General features: G+C 50.6%; 18 protein-coding genes. 6 read left to right on the forward strand and 12 right to left on the reverse strand.

Going from position 1 to position 16909, the window contains the following annotated elements:
* Window positions 1-128 precede the first annotated feature (128 nt).
* From EG028_RS09850 to EG028_RS09875, 6 genes are all read left to right on the forward strand, one after another.
* Window positions 129-2597 carry a TonB-dependent receptor domain-containing protein gene (locus EG028_RS09850; protein WP_123864617.1) on the forward strand — a complete coding sequence of 823 codons (2469 nt, stop codon included), beginning with the start codon at window positions 129-131 and terminating at the stop codon, window positions 2595-2597.
* Window positions 2598-2774: 177 nt separating this feature from the next.
* A complete protein-coding gene (locus EG028_RS09855; RefSeq protein WP_162946386.1) occupies window positions 2775-3320 on the forward strand; it encodes an RNA polymerase sigma factor in 546 nt (181 codons plus the stop codon).
* Entirely contained in the window at window positions 3317-3862 is a 546-nt protein-coding gene (locus EG028_RS09860) for a hypothetical protein (RefSeq protein WP_120516070.1), read from the forward strand. The genes EG028_RS09855 and EG028_RS09860 overlap by 4 nt, the downstream gene beginning before the upstream one ends.
* Window positions 3852-4934 carry a DUF4097 family beta strand repeat-containing protein gene (locus EG028_RS09865; RefSeq protein ID WP_123864618.1) on the forward strand — a complete coding sequence of 361 codons (1083 nt, stop codon included), beginning with the start codon at window positions 3852-3854 and terminating at the stop codon, window positions 4932-4934. Before EG028_RS09860 ends, EG028_RS09865 begins: the two co-directional genes overlap by 11 nt.
* A gap of 26 nt (window positions 4935-4960) precedes the next feature.
* Window positions 4961-5680 (forward strand): head GIN domain-containing protein, encoded by a 720-nt coding sequence (locus tag EG028_RS09870; protein ID WP_120516068.1) that lies wholly within the window; start codon window positions 4961-4963, stop codon window positions 5678-5680.
* Window positions 5681-5719: 39 nt separating this feature from the next.
* Window positions 5720-6865, forward strand: coding sequence for a C1 family peptidase (locus EG028_RS09875; protein ID WP_120516067.1), 1146 nt, complete (start codon window positions 5720-5722; stop codon window positions 6863-6865).
* 96 nt (window positions 6866-6961) lie between these two features.
* On the opposite strand, the gene EG028_RS09880 is transcribed toward EG028_RS09875, so the two are convergent.
* The 12 genes from EG028_RS09880 to EG028_RS09935 all read right to left on the reverse strand — a co-directional run bounded on the left by EG028_RS09880 (window position 6962) and on the right by EG028_RS09935 (window position 16865).
* Window positions 6962-7192, reverse strand: a complete 231-nt coding sequence (locus tag EG028_RS09880; protein ID WP_120516361.1) for a helix-turn-helix domain-containing protein — start codon at window positions 7190-7192, stop codon at window positions 6962-6964.
* 214 nt (window positions 7193-7406) lie between these two features.
* On the reverse strand, window positions 7407-7679 hold the full coding sequence (locus EG028_RS09885; RefSeq protein WP_120516066.1) for an acylphosphatase: 273 nt from the start codon (window positions 7677-7679) through the stop codon (window positions 7407-7409).
* A gap of 56 nt (window positions 7680-7735) precedes the next feature.
* Window positions 7736-8029, reverse strand: a complete 294-nt coding sequence (locus EG028_RS09890; protein WP_123864619.1) for a hypothetical protein — start codon at window positions 8027-8029, stop codon at window positions 7736-7738.
* A gap of 411 nt (window positions 8030-8440) precedes the next feature.
* Window positions 8441-9022: a 2'-5' RNA ligase family protein gene (locus tag EG028_RS09895; RefSeq protein ID WP_120516064.1), complete on the reverse strand. Its 582-nt coding sequence runs from the start codon at window positions 9020-9022 to the stop codon at window positions 8441-8443.
* Window positions 9023-9212: 190 nt separating this feature from the next.
* Window positions 9213-9971, reverse strand: coding sequence for a triose-phosphate isomerase (gene tpiA / locus EG028_RS09900; protein ID WP_120516063.1), 759 nt, complete (start codon window positions 9969-9971; stop codon window positions 9213-9215).
* A 43-nt stretch (window positions 9972-10014) separates the two neighbouring features.
* Window positions 10015-11178 carry a putative sugar nucleotidyl transferase gene (locus EG028_RS09905; RefSeq protein ID WP_120516062.1) on the reverse strand — a complete coding sequence of 388 codons (1164 nt, stop codon included), beginning with the start codon at window positions 11176-11178 and terminating at the stop codon, window positions 10015-10017.
* Window positions 11179-11243: 65 nt separating this feature from the next.
* Window positions 11244-11498 (reverse strand): type B 50S ribosomal protein L31, encoded by a 255-nt coding sequence (locus EG028_RS09910; protein ID WP_120516061.1) that lies wholly within the window; start codon window positions 11496-11498, stop codon window positions 11244-11246.
* Between the two features lie 62 nt (window positions 11499-11560).
* A complete protein-coding gene (locus tag EG028_RS09915; RefSeq protein ID WP_120516060.1) occupies window positions 11561-12052 on the reverse strand; it encodes a YajQ family cyclic di-GMP-binding protein in 492 nt (163 codons plus the stop codon).
* A 128-nt stretch (window positions 12053-12180) separates the two neighbouring features.
* On the reverse strand, window positions 12181-14682 hold the full coding sequence (locus EG028_RS28005) for a M56 family metallopeptidase (protein WP_120516059.1): 2502 nt from the start codon (window positions 14680-14682) through the stop codon (window positions 12181-12183).
* 10 nt (window positions 14683-14692) lie between these two features.
* Window positions 14693-15076 (reverse strand): BlaI/MecI/CopY family transcriptional regulator, encoded by a 384-nt coding sequence (locus EG028_RS09925; RefSeq protein ID WP_120516058.1) that lies wholly within the window; start codon window positions 15074-15076, stop codon window positions 14693-14695.
* 85 nt (window positions 15077-15161) lie between these two features.
* On the reverse strand, window positions 15162-16064 hold the full coding sequence (locus EG028_RS09930) for a sterol desaturase family protein (protein WP_120516057.1): 903 nt from the start codon (window positions 16062-16064) through the stop codon (window positions 15162-15164).
* A 186-nt stretch (window positions 16065-16250) separates the two neighbouring features.
* Window positions 16251-16865 (reverse strand): hypothetical protein, encoded by a 615-nt coding sequence (locus EG028_RS09935; protein WP_123864620.1) that lies wholly within the window; start codon window positions 16863-16865, stop codon window positions 16251-16253.
* Window positions 16866-16909: the final 44 nt, after the last annotated feature.

A 16909-nucleotide genomic window follows, 5' to 3' on the forward strand; every position in this document is an offset into this window, starting at 1 on the left:
ACCAGAATACGACCACTTGTGTATAATTATGTACTATGTAAAGCATACTACCTACCTTTACACTGTAGTTGATAAAGAAAGGAACTATACGAAAACACAAAAACTACAAAATCTACAATCCTCCTTATATGAAATCTAACTTTATGCTCCTGATCCTCAGTTTGTTACTAATAGGTAACAGTTTTAACGGACAGGCCCAGACCACCCCCACACAGATTAACGAAAAAGGTAAAGTGACCGGCGTAGTTTTAAAATCAGGTAACAAACCCGTTGAATTTGCCACTGTAACGCTCCTCAAAGTAAAAGACTCCTCCCTTGTAAAAGGGGCTATTGCGGACATCGAAGGGAAATATGTTTTTGAAGGCATCGCCGAAGGCCAGTACCTGGTAGCCGCCGCGAACATGGGTATGAAAAAGAATTTCAGCCAGGCCATTAAAGTGAACGGCTCTCCCGTGAAAGTGCCTGCCATCCTGCTGGGAGAGGAGACCCGCAGCCTGAAAGAAGTAAACGTAACGGGTAAACGCCCTTTTATAGAACAGAAAGCCGATAAAATGGTGGTGAACGTGGAGAACAGTATTGTGGCCGCGGGCGGCACCGCGCTGGAAGTGCTCCAGCAATCACCCGGCATCCAGGTAGATAAAGACGACAATATATCCATGCGTGGCAAGAACGGTGTGATCATCATGATCGACGGCAAACCCACAAATATGACTCCCCAGGACGTTGCCCTGCTGCTGAAAAATATGCCCAGCTCTAACATTGACCAGATAGAGCTGATCGCCAATCCTTCCGCCAAGTACGATGCAGCAGGCAACGCCGGGATCATCAATATCAAACTGAAAAAGAATTCCAACTTCGGTACAAACGGCAGCGTGAACGCCACCTACGGACAGGGCGCCCTGCCCCGCGGCAACGCCGGCATCAACCTGAACCACCGCAACAAGAACATCAACGTGTACGGTTCTTACAACTACAATTACAACCGCCAGTTTGAAGCCCTGGACATTTACCGGGACAACATCGAGAACAACGGGCGTATTGTATTCGACCAGCATTCGAATCTGAACAAAACGAGCCAGTATCACGGCGCCAAAGCGGGCATAGACTGGTTCCTGAACAAGAACCACACCCTGGGCGTGATGGTGAACGTGGCGGGCAACCGCTGGAAAGGGGATGGCGCCAGCCAGACCTGGATCGGTAACGGCGAGAGGGTCGATTCCAGCCTGAAAACCATTACCGTGAACACCCAGAATATGAACCGCCAGAGCTACAATCTCAACTACAAAGGGAAGCTGGACAGTACGGGGAAAGAACTGAACATCGACCTGGATTACTCCCGCAATGCTGAAAATCAGTACTCAGACCTGTACTCCGGCTACATGGACGCACACGGGAAAATTTATTTCCGCGGCGACACTACCCGCAGCCAGCAGCCTTCTGTGATCAATATCAAAACCGCGAAGATCGATTATACCCATCCGCTGAAAAACAACGCCAAGTTCGAAGCCGGTATCAAACTCAGCTTCGTGAACTCGGACAACAATTCCCGTTTCGATTCCCTGCGGTATGGCAACTGGGAGTATGACTACAACCGCTCCAACTATTTCATTTACAAAGAGAATGTGAACGCGGCGTACATCAACTTCAGCAAACAATTCAAAAAATTCGGTGTACAGGCCGGCCTGCGCGCGGAACAGACCAATGTGGAAGGCAATTCGGTAACGCTCAAACAGGTGAATGACACCAGTTACCTGAACTTTTTCCCCAGCATCTTCCTGAGTTATGCCGCCGGCAAAGACCACCAGTGGGGCGTGTCTTACAGCCGCAGGCTCCAGCGCCCGAGCTACGACGACCTGAACCCCTTTGAGTTTTACCTGGACCGGTACACCAAAGCAGGCGGTAACCCGAACCTCCGCCCGCAGTACTCCAGCAACTTCGACATCACACATACTTTTAAGTCTATCCTGAGCACAGCCATCGGTTACAGCCATACAACAGACATGCTGTCCCGCATCCTGGAGCCCGGTGTGGACCCGGAAACAGGGGATACCACCATCATGGTGTACAAATACATGAACGTGGCCAAAAAAGACAATATCAACCTGAACATCTCAGCGCCGTTCCCCATTACCAAATGGTGGAATTCATTCACCACGCTGTCTGTTTTTTATAACGCTTTCGAAACAACTGTACAGAAAGAGTTGATCAAACGCGCTTCCGGTGGCTTCTTCGGCAACACACAACATACGTTCACACTGGGTAAGGGTTATACCGCCGAAGCCTCCTTCTGGTACAACTCCGCGCAGATCTCACAGGAAGGGCTCTTTAAAATGAACCCGATGTACGCCTTCAACCTGGGTTTCCAGAAAACCGTGCTGAAAAAGAAAGGCACCATACGGCTGAATGTGAACGATGTATTTAACACCCAGCGCTTCGGCGGCACATACAACGTTACCAACCGCGAAGTCAAACTCGCGAACCGTTGGGACAGCCGCCAGGTAAGGGCCACTTTCACCTACCGCTTCGGCAACTCCAATGTAAAAGAAGCCCGCAACCGTAAAACCGGGCTGGAGGATGAGCAGAACAGGGTGAAATAACACAAACACGTACCTAATCATGTTTTAGGTATATAAGGATGGAAAGAACGCGGCCTCTTGCAGGTCGCGTTCTGTTTTTATATCCCAATGATTTTCAGTATTTTCAAAATAGTTGTATCCCAAATGCAACCATCGTTTTAATCCCGCGTCTTTAATATGACTTTATACCCTGACAATTTGGAAAATACGCCTGTAACTAATCAAATCGTGGTACGCTGCCGCAAGGGAGACGTAAGGGCATACCGCGAACTGTATGAGGCGTACTCCAAAGCGATGTACAACATCTGCCTGAGGATGACGGGGTATTCGGCCGATGCGGAAGATGTGTTGCAGGAGGCATTTGTACAGGTGTTCAAAAACCTGGACAAACTGGCGACGGACAGCAGCCTCACCGCCTGGATCAAAAGGATCGTGGTGAATCACTGCCTGAGTTATCTCCGCAAAAAGAAAGTGTATTTCGAAGAAGTGGGGGAGACGGAGTATGAAGAAGAAAATAAGGTGGACGAATCGGAACACGCCATGACGGTGTCCGCCGTAAAAGAAGCCATCGGCCAGCTGCCGGACGGCTACAGGACAGTGATCAATCTTTATCTCTTCGAAGAGTACTCCCACCGCGAAATAGCATCTCTGCTGGGCATATCGGAATCTACCGTCAAAACCCAGTATATGCGCGCCAAAGAAAGAGTACGGCAATTGGTGAAAATAAAAACGAGAGAAGTATGAAACTGGAAGATTTTATTCAGCAAAACAGAAGTGCGTTTGAAGAAGAAGGGCCCGGCCCGAAAGTGTGGGCTGCGCTGGAAAAGGAGCTGCCGGTAAAGCAGAAGACCAGGGTGATCACGATGATGGCCCGCCACTGGTGGAAAGCTGCCATCCTGGTTGCACTTGTGGCAAATGCGGGCATCCTCCTCACTTTCCTGCAAACTAAAAAGGAAGTGGCTGTGGTGATCCCCGAAATGCAGGAGATGGAGCAGTTTTATACCACCCGCATAGAGCAGAAGCTGGATGAACTGAAACAGATACCGGCCGCCGAACTGGGGCTGGACAGCACTACCCGCAACGAACTGGAGCTGCGCAACGAAACCTACCGGATGCTGGAAAAAGAACTGGCCGGCAACCCGGGAAACGAACGCATCCGCTCCGCCATGATCCGCTACTACCAGATGAAACTGGAGCTGCTTGACAAGATACTCGATGAGCATAATAAATATAACAACGACGCTAACACTAACTCCACACCGTTAAATAAGAAAGATGTTCTCTAAATCTACATTATTACTCTTGTTGTTTTGCCCGCTCCTGGTGTTTGCCACCAAGGGTGACGAAGAACATAAACTACGTGTCACCAGGACATTCAAAGCCGGCGACGGATCGAAGATATTCGTCCAGAACAAATATGGAAAGATCGTGGTGAACATCTGGGACCGCCAGGAATGTAAGGCTGATGTTGAGATCGTCGGTTTTGGCAACAATGCGGAACAGGCCCGCAGAATGGCTGAAATGGTTGAAATAAAGGCGAATGAAAGCGGGAACGTAGTAAAGCTGGAAACCGTGTACAATGCAAGCGGTACGGGCAAATGGTTCAACTTCGGCAAAAAGGATTCCCGCGATTATGTGAACGTGAATTACAACCTCTACGTACCCGAAAATATCGCGATGCTGATGCTGGAAAACAATTTCGGCGATGTACTGGCCCGTAAACTGCCCATGTACAGCATGATAAAGGTCAACTACGGTTTTATAGACATCACCGAAGCCACTCAAAAATTGCAATTGCATATCAACTATACGGACAAATGCCGCATCGGCGCGGCCAGGGATATGGAAATACACGCCAATTATTCCAGTATGCGGGTGGGCAACGCGGGCGACATCGAGCTTCATTCGAACAATGGTTCCTATACATTCGGTACTGTCGGCGCGATGAATATCCATTCCAATTACGATGACTTTAAGATCCAGGGCATGAAATCCCTTGACCTGGATGCGAACTATACAGATATCAGGTCCGAAAAGCTGAACGGCGGCCCGGTATCGGTAAAAGCGAATTACGGCGATGTAGCCCTGCGCAATATCAGCAGTGAATTCAAGACCCTCAGATTCAGTATAAATTACACCGATGTGAGGGTGGGCCTCAGCTCCCGCGCGTCCTTCCGGTTAAAGGCCGTGATGAAGAACGGTGATCTGAAAACGGGTGATTTTGACTTGAAAAATGTAAACCAGATACGCAACAATTCGAACCTCTCCTTTTCCGCCATAACTACCAACGGATCGGATGCTTCGCCCTCCATCATTATAGATGGAAGGTACAGCGATGTGAAGTTGGAAGGAGAATAACACAAACTCCTCTTAAATCCAAAACCATGAAGAAAACTGCAACCTTGTTATTTGCTGCGCTCATTGCCATCTCCGGAAGCCTGCTTGCGCAGGAAAGAGTGAGCGGCAATGGCACCCTGAAGAAAGAACAACGCACTGCCAGCGGTGCTTTCAGTGAGATCTCCACCGCCGGGAAATTCAAAATTTTCCTAAAACAGGGCAATTCCCACTCCATTGAACTGGAAGCTGACGAAAACATCCTTCCCTACATCGAAACGGAAGTAAAGGGCGATGAGCTGGAACTGAAATTTAAGAAAGGGTATAACATCAATCCCAGCAAACCCATTACAGTATGGCTCACGCTGGCCAAATTTGAGGAAATAAACGCCAGTGGCCAGGTTGAACTGGTTTCCGATGGTGCTTTTAAAGGCTCCAAACTTGAAGCGAACTTCAGCGGCAGGGTGGACGCCAAACTGAACCTGCAGTATGACAAGCTGGAAGTGGCGATGTCCGGTTCCGGCAAAATGAAACTCGACGGCCGTGCGGACGATACCGAGATCAGCGTATCCGGCTCAGGGGAAATTGATGCGCCTGAAATGCAGTCCCAGAACATGGAGATACATATTTCCGGCAGCGGCAACGCCAATGTGAACGTATCCCAAAAACTGGAGATCGCGATTTCCGGGAGTGGCAGCGTAAATTATAAAGGTGCTGCGAGCGTAGAGCAGGCAGTGTCCGGCAAGGGCAAGGTGACCCACCAAAACTAAGCTGCTTTCCGTATCTTAGCGTATAAAAATATGCCGCTTATGAGAAGAGACATTTTGTTAATCCTGGGCCTTGCTTGCAGCTTACAGGCCATAGCGCAGGAACATCCCGTAGCTATTAACGCGCCCGCGGAAGCGGTGACCGTTATCAGGAATAACACGGCCACTGAGGTCAAAGACCAGGGAAACACCGGCACATGCTGGTGTTTTGCCACTACATCCCTTATCGAAAGTGAATGTGTGAAGAAGGGGGGAGAAAAACCTGATCTTTCTGAAATGTTCACCGTCCGCAATGTGTACCTGTACAAAGCCCGTAATTACGTTATGCGCCAGGGCGACGCGAAGTTCGGCGAGGGTGGCCTCGGCCACGACGTATTGATCGTAGCCGCAAAATATGGCCTCATGCCTGAATCCGCTTACAACGGCCTCGCAGCGGGCCAGTCATCGCCGGATCACAGCAAGATGGCGGACACGCTTAAAAAATTCCTCGACACGATGTTGCGCAAAAGGCCCATCCCCGTTAACTGGGAGCAGCAGTACGCCGCGCTGATGGACGAATACATGGGAGGCGCGCCCCCCGCCACATTCGAATATCACGGCCGTTCCTACACCCCGCAGCAATATGCAAAGGAAGTGGTAAAGTTCAATCCGGACGATTACGTGAACCTTACCTCGTTCACCCATCATCCTTATTACAGCAATTTTATTCTTGAACTGCCGGATAACCACGCCAACGGCAGCTTTTATAATGTTACGCTGGAGGAGCTGATAGGCGCCACCAAAACGGCGGTGCAGAAAGGGTATACCGTGATGTGGGACGCGGACGTAAGCAACCGTGGCTTCGTATCCTCCAGCGGGTATGCATTTTCGCCGCAGGCGGACAGTCTTTTTAACCGCAAAAAGCCCAACCCGGATTTGCAGGAAGTGAACGCCACACCGGCTTACCGCCAGGAGCTGTTCGAAAAGCTCGTTACGCAGGACGATCACCTGATGCACATCACCGGTATCGGGAAAAGCCCGGAGGGTAAATCCTTTTTTATCGTGAAAAATTCATGGGGTAAACAATCGTCACCATTCGGTGGTTATGTATATGTGTCGGAACCGTATTTTGCGGTGAACACGATTAATATTATTGTCCCGAAAGCAGCGCTGGACAAGAGCTTGCTCAAGAAGCTGCAGATCAATTAAGGTTTAAGAGAAATAGATTTAAAACGGCGGCAGGAGTTTTTCTGCCGCCGTTTCTTTTTAAAGTTGGCATAGGGGGAATATAATGATGAGTGCTGTTTATACGAGTCTTTTGATCAGCAGGTCTATCACCCGTGTGTCCAGCGCGTCCGCCAGCTGTGCGGCCGTGCGAAGGGTTACATTGATATCTCCTTTTTCCATGCGGGAGATGTCCGCATTGTCCACATTGCAGCGGGAGGACAGTTCCCGTTGGCTGTATCCTTTCTCCTGCCTGATACGCCGGAGGTTGTCGCCGAAAATTGATAGTATTTCAGATTCTTGCGATGCCATTGATTGTTTGTTTGCTCTGCGGGCAAATTGGATTTTTTTGTTGATGTAAGTGCTGGGTAAAAACCCTACATGCAAAAATGAATACGCTGTTAAGTTGGTGTAATTAATTCATTTAAGCATTGGGTCTTTGCCCTTCATGGGTGTTTGTGCCGCTGAAACGATCTGTGACAGAGGGTTTCGGGAGATGTGTCAATCAAAGGCAGTGTGAAATATTTTAGCTGTGTAGTATTTCAAAACCTGAAATATTCTCCAATGGTCCTTCTGTGATATCCAGCGCGGATACTTTTGCGCCGGAGGGGCCAATGCGGCACCAGTCGATAAATTCGTCCATGGCGTGCCGCGGGCCTTCCGCAACGATCCATACATGGCCGTCTGGCAGGTTTTTTACAGCGCCGGTGAGTCCCAGCCTGACGGCTACAGACCTTGCGGTGGCCCTGAAATAAACGCCCTGTACTTTACCTTTCACTACAATTTCTTTGTGGATCATGTTCTCTTAACAATTAATCGGGTAATAAATATAACAATGATGAGTGGCCGCGGGTTTTACCCGGCGGTGATGCAACGTTGCAATTGCCCGATATCAGAGGCAAAAGCCGTTGCGCCGCCGGGGTAAAAGATAAAGAACCGGGACGGGCCGTTGTCCGGTTCCTGCACTTCGTGCACCTGGATGTATAATGACGGATGAAAGTAAAAATATTCAACGGCAGCGGGGGAGATGTTCCTTTTTTGCTGCTCCAGCTGGAAACCGGCCCTGGAAAGCCAGGAGAACACGGTTTGTGCTCCGGAGGGTTTCATGCGCCCGTTTGTATATAAAGGTTTGATATTGACCCATTCCATGTTTTCTAAATTTAGCGGGGACTGATTCAAAAGCTGTTGGGCATTTGACCAACAGCTGCATTTTTTTTGATTTGTATAAATATCCGCGTGCATCAGGCCCTGGCAAAGGTTGCCCCTCCGCCATGGTCTGTGCGGTTCCTTACAGGACGCGGCAGTTAAATCATTATTGTGTAACTCATGGCTGAAACGGCAGTTCCAGGAACGCCGTTCTCCGCGATGAATTGACCGGGCGCAGTTTCCCCGGGCGCGGACGAATAACCGTTATGCGCCGGGGCTTCCAGCCCGTAGAATGCAAATGCAAAATACAAGGGTGAATCGGATGGGTCGTAAGTAGGGAAAAGAGGGGCCGGGAGATTAACGCCCGACCCGATGAGATATGATACTGACTCTTAAAAAAATAGGTTGTGTCTCTTAAGCTGCGTGGTTAAACAGGGGATGCCTGGCCGGCGTATCCTTTCCAAACAAAAATTCCCGCACCATTTCATATTTGCCGCCGCCCGCCGGTTTTCTCAACAGGCTGAAACTATGACAATGAAAACTGCGCACAAACATCTTGTTGGCAAGATAAGGCACCAGCTGGTTGAACTGCTGCTGGTTGACGGAACGCGCCAGCGTGATATGCGGCTTGTAAGCGCCGGTCCTCAGCTCGAACGCATCCAGGATCCTGCGGTGCAATTCTTCCACCGGGCGGGGATTGGCCACGTTCACATAAAACATATGTTTCGTGTCTCCCTGCCTGCAATGATCTATCCGGGAGGTATACACCGTGAAAGCCGACTGATCCGTTACCAGGGCTTCGAGCATCTTTACGAACTCGGTTTCATACCGCTCCGGAAATTCCGAACGGAAAAGAGCGATATGAGCCTGTGAAAACGCACCCGGGAAAGGGCCTAGTTCTTCCGCGATCAGGTGCTTGTACATGCTCACATCCTGCACCGTTTGTGCGTCAGGTTGTAACACCAGCATGTAGTCATATAATACTTCCTGTTCCATGTCTTTATGATTAAGCAATCATCAATTTGAAACAATCACTATCGTTTACAGCATCGCGATAATGATCCCCTCTTTTCACAATACAAATATAAAACTATTTCCTGAAATACTAAAATTATTAGCAAAAAATACTAAAAAAATGGCTGATGGTTTTTGCCCATCAGCCGTCCCTGCTATGTTTCCGCAGTTATTACAAGCTTTTGATGATCGCAGCGAAGTCCGCGGCCACCAGCGAAGCACCGCCGATCAGCCCGCCGTCCACGTCAGCACTGGCAAACAGCTCGCCCGCGTTGGAAGGTTTCGCGCTGCCGCCGTACAGGATCGTAATGCCCAGCGCCGCTTCACGGCCGAATTTTTCGGCAATGCGGGAGCGGATGAATGCATGCATGTCCTGCGCCTGCTGCGCACTGGCCGTCAATCCGGTACCAATGGCCCAGATCGGCTCGTATGCGATGACAATATTTTTGAGCGCGGCCGCATCCAGGTGATAGAGGCTTTCCTCCAGCTGGCGGGCCACAAATTCATTCTGTGTTTCTGCTTTCCTGATCTCCAGCGGCTCTCCGCAGCAGAAGATGGGTTTGATGCCGTTTGCCAGCGCCAGGTCTATCTTTTTGGCAAGCTGCGCATTGGTTTCGGAGAAATACTCCCTGCGTTCGGAATGCCCGAGTATCACATAATCCACGCCCACGGACGCAAGCATTTCCGCGGATACCTCGCCGGTGAAAGCGCCGGATTTTTCGCCGGCGCAGTTCTGTGCCGCCAGGTAAATACCAGGATAATTGCGGATGAGCTGTTTTACCCGCGCCAGGTAAGGGAAGGGGGGAGCTATTACCACTTCCTGGCCTTCCGCCAATTTGATGCCGGCGGAAACGATGTCATTCACCAGCTGTTCGCCCTGCGCCAGTGTGAGGTTCATTTTCCAGTTGCCTGCTACAATCTTTTTTCTCATAGACGTTACGTTACTTTTGATAAGAGGCGCGAAAAATACACATTTATCCCTGAAATATCCGCGTAAGTATTTGCCTGTCCTGCTCGCTGAGCGAAACGCCTTTCAGCTGCATCCACGAATCGGCGTCCCGGAGGGCTTCCGTGAGCCGGTACCGGTCTGTGATACCCGCGCCTCCCCAACTGAATGAAGGCAGGAATTTGGGCGGAAAATTGCCGCCAAACACATTGCAGCTCACTCCCACCACGGTACCGGTATTAAACATGGTATTGATACCGCTCCGGCTGTAGTCACCCATCATCACGCCGCATTTGGTGCCGGCGGGCCAGGCTTCCTGTTTGGCTTCCATCCACACCCTCACTTCGCCGGCATTGTTCTTCAGGTTGGAACAGCTTGTATTGGCGCCGAGATTGCACCATTCGCCGATCACGGCATCGCCCAGGTAACCGTCGTGGCCTTTATTGGAATGGTCAAAAAATACGGAGTTTTTGATCTCGCCGCCGGCCACGCAGCGGTGGCCAAGCGAGGTGGCGCCATAAACGCGCGCGCCCATCTTCAGCACGGAATGTTCGCCCATCCCGAAAGGCCCCCGGATAAGGCAGCCTTCCATCACTTCGGCGTTCCTGCCGATGTAAATAGGGCCGGTGGAGGCATTCAGCACGCTGTGCTCCACTTTGGCGCCGGGCTCCAGGAAGATCTGAGAAGGGTTCTCAATACGGTTCGTTTGGGAAATGGAGGCGCTTTTACGGCCTTTGGTGAGCAGCTCAAAATCGGCACGGAGCGCCGCATCGTTGTACTGTGCGATATGCCAGGGCTGGTCTATACGGATGATTTCACCTTCAAAATCAATACGGCTGGCTGTGGGCACAAAAAAGTCATCACCACTTACGGCTTTGGCCAGCAGGCGGCCGTTTTTATAAATTTCCTGGCCGGGCTGCAGTTTCACTATCTCTTCCACGATGGCTGCGGAGGGGAGCAGGTGCCCGTTCAGCAGGATGGTAACGGCATTTTTGGGCGCCTTTATGAGCGGGAATTTATCCTGCAGGTAATCCATTGTAAAATGGCTGATAGGGCTGATCCCCATCCACTTTTCCCACTTTTCGGTAATGGTAAGAAGGCCGATGCGGCAGGCCGCAACCGGGCGGGTATGGGTAAAGGGGTAGAGCTGGTCGCGTTCAGGCGAGTCAAACAGGATGTAGTGCGGGTTCATATTGGTAAAATAAAAAATCCCGCCGATATGTTACCGGCAGGATTTGTTAAAATATTTCCAAACGCTTATTTAGCGTCTTTCTTGTAACGTTTGTTGAACTTGTCGATACGGCCTGCGGTATCTACCAGTACGTTCTTACCTGTATAGAAGGGGTGAGAAGTATTGGAGATTTCAAGCTTGATCAACGGATACTCGTTACCATCTTCCCATTTCACGGTCTCGCGGGTAGGAGTGGTAGAACGGCTCAGAAAGCTATGCCCGTTAGACATATCTTTAAACACTACGAATCTATAATTTTCCGGATGGATTCCCTGTTTCATATCAAAAAAGTTAAATACAGAGCGCAAAGGTAACAGATTATTTTAAATAAGCCAAGAAGTTTTTAGCTTTTCATATTTACATACTGAAGGGGAATACCCAGGTTCGCCTCCTTGCATTTTTGTATAACTTCCTGTAAATCATCTATTTTCTTGCCAGTTACCCGTACAATATCGTCCATGATCGCGACCTGAACCTTTAAACCGGCGTCTTTGATCATTTTCACTATTTTTTTGGCATCTTCCTGCTTAATGCCGTTGCGGATCGCGACATCTTTTTTAACCACCTTGCCGCTCTGGTAATGTTCCTTGCTGAGATCGTAAATAGAAGCGTCCAGCCCCTGGCGCATGGTACGGCTGATCAGCACATCTATCACCTGGTCCAGCTTCATATCAGACTCCACTTCCAGTTTCAGTACCAGTTCTTTTTTATCCAGCTCAATGCTCACATGCGAGCCTTTGAAGTCATAACGGGTAGTGATCTCTTTTTTGACAGTATTGATAGCGTTGTCCAGAGTTTGAAGGTCTACTTTGCTCACGATGTCGAAAGACGGCATAAACGGGCTTTTTTAATGGTGAATAAACGAGGGGCAAATATAATAAAAAACCGCTACCAGAAGGGCAGCGGCTTTTAAATAGAATGGCGGAGTAAATGGTAACATGGACGGAAAAGAGCCGGAGGCAACTACTTGTTGTCAGTAGTCTGGATACTCAACTCGTTTTTGCTTCCACGTATACTAACGTTATCGTTCTTGAGATATTGTCCGTATTTCTTTAATATGTCATCCGGCTGTTTTTGGCCGTTGATGAAGAGGGCGCCGTCTTTTTTTTCCACGTTATAGCTGGAATTACGGTCTATCAGCTTGTCTGATTCCAGGCCTTCCAGCAGCAGGCGGTAGTTTTTGTTTGTGGCTTCGGCCCTTTCGCGGTCATGTTGGGCCCGCTCACGTTGTCTTTCCGCCTGGAGTGCCTGTCTTTCACGGGCTTCTTCATTGATAGCCCTGGTCCTGGCCATGTTCTGCGCATGGATCTCCCTGGTCCTGGCTACGTTTTCGTCGTGGATGGCGCGTGTGCGGGCTACATTTTCGGCTTGCTGGGCGCGTACACGCTCCGCATTTACATACTGTTGGTCACGGGTGCGGGCAATGGCCCTTTCATGCGCATCACGGGTGCGGGCCCTGGCTTCTTCCGTCCTGCGATGGGCGTCTTCGTTGTTAGACCCGTCGTAGTCGAAGTTGTACTGGAAGCTGCTGTCCCATTTATGATTTTCCATGGCTTTTTTTACATCACTTTCGATCTTTTTCCAGTCGATCTTGTCCATGGATTCTTTGATCTCTTTGCTCATTTTATCCCAGTCCTGGCTTTTCATCTGGTTCTTCATCTGCTCGCTGATCTTGTCCCACTGGATGTCTTTCATCTGTTTGGCGATATCGGCGTTCATCTTTTTCCAGTCGATGTTTTTCATGCCTTCGGCCATCTGTTTGTTCACCTTTTCCCAGTCCACGTTTTTCATATTGGCCTGTATCTGGGCGTTCATCTTGCTCCAGTCGATCTTTGCAATGGCGTCCTGCGCTTTTTTCATCGCTTTGGCCATCTCGTCCTGGTTCACTTTGTATTGGAAACGCATGTTGGATTGCGCCTGCTGCATTTTGTAGAAAGACTCTTCCATCCGTTTGCGGTCCGCGGCGGGCATTTCGTCGATGCTGCTGTATTCTTTTTTGACGCCCTTGTCATCTATGATAATGATCTTCTGACCGGGGGCAAGGGTATCGAAACTGTAACTGTAACTGCCGTTGTAACTGCCGCTGTAGTAGCTGCGGTTCCCATTCCCGTTCCAGTTACCATTATAGGCAACCCATTCCGGGGGAGTGGGAGGTGTGGGCGGAAGGGGCGGTGCTGCGGGCCTGGGCATTGCTGACGGGCTCGGCGGAGCGGGCGGCAGTGGCGCTGCGGCCGGGAATGGATGGGGAGTGGGTGCCGCCGGCGGAACCGGAGGTGCCGGGGGCGATTCAAGGTCTTCGGCTATCGGCGGCGGTGGCGGCAGAGGCGGCGCGGGCACTACACCCGGCGTAACAGGCGCTTTTGCCGGAGCCGGAATGGTATCGCTGAAGACAGACAGTTCTTTGGCGGGCAGTTCTTTTTCTTTTTTATCGTTTTTCCTGCCCGGATTCAGCCAGGCGATGGACACAAGGCCTGTCAGAATGATGAGCAATGCCAGGAACCGCTGGCTATAATTGAGATTTTTCGTTTTCATTTCCATGATGCGTTTAATGCGATGAAGTAAGAAATGTTTATCATGCGCAGCCGCCATGGCCATCGGGTTAGCGGTGATCCGGTACTCCTCAAGCGCCACAAGGGCTTTGGCATAATGCATGGGCTGAACGGTGCCTGCGATCACCAGGTCGTCACAGCAATGTTCCCTTTCCTGGCGGATGTTCCGGGATATCCACCATACAAACGGGTTAAAGAACAGGATGGTTTCAACAATGGATTGGAAGATATTCAACAGATAATCATTACGCTTGATGTGGGCGAGCTCGTGCAGCAGGATGGCTTCCAGCTGTTCAGGGCTCAGGTTGTTCACCATGGCGGCCGGCAGCAATATCACCGGTTTAAGAAAACCGATCATTACCGGCACCTGCAGGTGATCTGAAATAAATAACTGCACTTTTTTCGTGATCCCCAACCGCATGCCCAGCCCCCGCAGGTGCTGATCCCAGGCTTTGCCCATGGGCGTTACGCCCTGCTGGCGCACCTGGCGCAGCTGTGAAAGGTCCAGGCAGAGTTTGATCGTCATCACCGATACACCGATGATATACACCGCCACCAGGATGGGAAAATAACTTTCCATGCCCGGGAACATCGTCTGCAGCCCGCTTTGTCTGGCAGGTGCCTGTTGTACCGCACGGGCGATAAAAGCCGGGTCCAGGTTCAGCGTCACCGCCTGCAGCTCCTGTGCTTCCCGCAGGACAGACAGCTGGGTGTACAGCGTAGCCATAAACCAGCCGGTAATGCCGGCCAGGCTCAGGTAAGACAGGTGGTATTTGATGGATGCGCTTGCCTGCGGCCAGAGCCAGAGCACAATACGCAGGCATGCGAATACAAAAAAGGCCTGCCAGAAGGAGTGCAGCAGCGTCCAGCCGAATGCACGAATCAGATCTTGGGTAAAAGGAAGCAACGAAGTCATGGCAAAATGTTTATTTCTGCTTTTTTTCCATTTCGTTCAGGTATTGCCGGATCATGTCCAGCTCCTCTGGGGAGGAACGGTGATGACCCAAAGCCTGCATCACCAGTTGTGAGGCAGAGCCTTTAAAAACGGTATCTATCATTTTGTTCAGCAACTGCCGTTGGGTAAGCTCCCGGTCCACCGCCGCCTCGTAAATATGCGTTTTGGCGCTGGCGTCCCGCGTCACCAATCCTTTTTCATGCATGATCTGCATCAGCTTCAGGGTAGTGGTATAACCCGCTTCCTTCTGCTGCTCCAGTATCTCATGTATTTCCCTTACCGTACTGGCGCCTCTTTCCCAGAGGATAGCCAGTATCTCCAGTTCACTTTCCGTAGGCTTGATGGGCTTGTTCATGTGATTTGTATTGTAATGATCTCTTTGTACGAATATCTTCGTAAACGAATGTACGACACTTTTCGTAATAACAAAACTTACCCTGTTATTTTTGGATAAATGGTATTCCGGGAGGAGGAGCGGAAGCCTTGCGGGCCGCTTCCCTCAATTGCCGGGTGGTTTGCCTGCTGCCGTCCGGGCTCCAGCCCGGGGCGCCAAACAGATAATGCCAGGCATCGCGCCAGGAGCGGGCTTTGCGGAGGTCTTTCCCGATGGAAGCCCATTCGTGGGTGGCTATCTTTAATGGATTGTAGGTATGAATGTTCGACGTAAGCCCGTACACCGGTTTTTCCTCTTCCGGCTGAAAGGTGCCGAACATCCGGTCCCAGATGATGAGCACGCCGGCATGGTTCTTATCCAGGTACTTCAGGTCGGAGGAATGATGGACGCGGTGATGGGAAGGCGTGTTCAGCACAAACTCCAGCGGCCTGGGGAGTTTGTGGATAGCTTCCGTATGGATCCAGAACTGGTAAATGAGGCTGATGGCCTGCATGGTCATGACCATGGCGGGATGAAAACCCACCAGCGGCATCCAGCACCAGAAAAGGAAAGTGCCGGTAAGGTTGCCCGTCCAGGTCTGGCGGAGGGCGGTGGAAAGGTTGTAACGGCGGCTGGAATGATGAATGACGTGGCTGGCCCAGTAAAAACGGATGTTGTGACTGAACCGGTGGAACCAGTAATAAGTGATGTCGTCCGCAAAAAAACACAGCGCCCATACCCACCAGAGGCTGGCGTCGAGGGTGAAGAGGCGGAACTGGTAAACGAAGTCGTAAATAAGGTAGATGACGCCTTTGATAAAAAGGCCGATAAACACGTTCCCAAGGCCCATGGCGATGCTGCTTGCCGCGTCTTTGGTTTCGCAAAGGTTGCGGTGGCTCCAGGCCGAGAAGATCACTTCCGCGAGCAGCAGCAGTACAAAACCAGGTATAGCTAAATGTATCGGGTCCATTGGTTACGGATTACGAATGGAGGTGATATTCCTTTTGCCAAAAGTTACTGAATATCTGTGGAATTCAGGCGACATTTCCTAAAAACTCCCGCCCCCCATCCGCTATCCGTAAGAAGTTCTGAAAGAACCTGCCCCACTTACCTGAAGTGAGGCAGGATTCATATGCATGGTTTCAGTCAGCCGGTATTAAAACCTGCCTGCTTTGATGGTAAAGTGCGCAGCCGGGCCGCTCAGCTTTTCGTCTGTAATGCCCGTGGTATTTGAGCCGCTTACGAACCGGTACGATCCGCCCACAGCCAGGCGTAGGTAGGAGGTGATATTCATTTCAAAGTTCACATGCGGCTCGCCTACAAAAAAGCCGCTATAGTCGATACTTTCAGTCTCATCATACCCTTTGTACCGTTCGTTTTTCATCACACCGCCGCCGCCGATCAGGGCGCCTACGGCCATATGGAAAAGTTTATTGGATCTGATGGTGTATTCGGGCACAAAGCCGGTATACCACATGTTCCAGTAAAGAGTAGGGTCCAGCGCATTGGTGCGGGGCGCTTCGATATTGTTCACGAGGGCATATGCGCCAGCTCCCAGCATCAGCCTGCTGTTCAGCATCACGCCGGCGTAGCCGCCCAGCAGGATGCCCAGCTGATCGTCGAAAGTGGTGAACTTGATGCCGGGCGCACCGAAACCGCCTACCCGGATCTTTGTATTGCCTCTTCCCGCGAGGCTCTCGATGGGGGCGTCTTGTGCAAACCCAAAGTGGGAGAGCAATACCGCCGCTGTCATGAAAAGTAACTTCCTCATTTTCATAATTAACGTGTTTAAGATTGTTCTGTCTTTTTGGGGGG

It is taken from the genome of Chitinophaga barathri, assembly GCF_003807585.1.
In the GTDB taxonomy this organism is placed as follows: domain Bacteria; phylum Bacteroidota; class Bacteroidia; order Chitinophagales; family Chitinophagaceae; genus Chitinophaga; species Chitinophaga barathri.